Raw genomic sequence first — 1224 nt, forward strand, 5'->3', positions numbered from 1 at the left:
CCCCTGCCCCTGCCCCTGCCCCGGCCCCGTTGATCAAGAAGTTTGCGTCATCTGGGGCGATCAACTTGACTTAAACCTCTTGATCAACGGGGCGGGGCGTGGGCGGGGCGGGTGGGGAACCGGGGGCGGGGGTGGGGCGTCTCAGGGGTATGCGGCGACTTGTTTTGGTGGGCTTGGGCCTTCTGGTGGTGGGGGTGGGTGGGTGTGCGCCAGCCGGGGCTGGGCCGGGTGGGGTGGCTGGGGGTGATCCGGGGTGGCATCGGGAGGAGTTCGACAAGCGGGCCGCCGAGGTCGCGGGGGCGTGGCGGCCCGGGGCCGACTGGTCGGGCGGTTACCTGCCGCTGCAGGACGCCACGGTGCTCGTCGGCGATCCCGGCTTCAGCGCCGAGACCGAGGCGGCCTTCCGCGCCGGCTGGTACCGGGACCAGATCGCACTGCCGACGGCCGTGCCCGCCGACGCGGCGATCCGCTTCCCGGACGGTGCCCTGACTGTTCCGCTGGTCAGCGCAGCCGAGGCGTACCGGGAACTGGACCAGGGGGATCCGCAGCCGTGCGAGGGGCGGCCCCGGGCACCGCAGGCTCCCACCTCTACCGACGCCGCCAGGCCGGACGATTCGGTCTCCACCCAGGCCGTCACCCCCTGTATCCCGCTCACCGTCACCGGCGTGGTCCTCGGCACCACCGAGGTACGCACCAGCCGGGGGGTCGCCGTCGTGCCGGCCTGGTTGTTCACCGTGGCCGAGTTGACCACCCAGGTGGCCCGGCTCGCGGTGGCCCCCCGGGCGGTCACCGCCGTGCCCGAACCGTCCACGCCGACCCGGCCACTTCCGGCTGGCGTGGCCGGTGCCGATCGGCTCCAACGGGTCGACGGGACCCGGTTGACGTACACGGTCGCCCTGGGCGCCTGCGACGGCGGGCCCACCGCCCTGGTGCGGGAGAGCGACGACGTGGTGGTGGTCGGCGGCGGCGTGGTCCAGGCCACCGGGGAGTGCATAGATCTCGCGGCACTCAAACCGGTCACCGTGACACTGGCGGCCCCCCTCGGCACGCGCCCGGTCCTCGACGTCGCCACCGGCCGACTCCTCACCCTCACCACCCCCTGACGCGAACGCCGCCCCCACCCCGATGCCGCTGTTGATCAAGAGGTTTGCGTCATCCCCGGCGATCAACTTGACGTAAACCTCTTGATCAACGGGGCGAGGGTGGGGGTGGGGGGTGGGGGAG

The 1224-nt window shown here is 72.9% G+C and carries 1 protein-coding gene; it reads left to right on the forward strand.

The features are described from left to right. The first annotated feature begins 149 nt into the window (after window positions 1-149). Window positions 150-1103, forward strand: coding sequence for a hypothetical protein (locus AC0AIB_RS30975; RefSeq protein WP_465098042.1), 954 nt, complete (start codon window positions 150-152; stop codon window positions 1101-1103). Window positions 1104-1224 lie beyond the last annotated feature (121 nt).

Source organism: Micromonospora sp. DSM 43699, from assembly GCF_055517075.1.

Bases quoted from the DNA above. Each gene is read 5' to 3' on its own strand.
- AC0AIB_RS30975 (WP_465098042.1), top strand. From the start codon at position 150: ATGCGGCGACTTGTTTTGGTGGGCTTGGGCCTTCTGGTGGTGGGGGTG.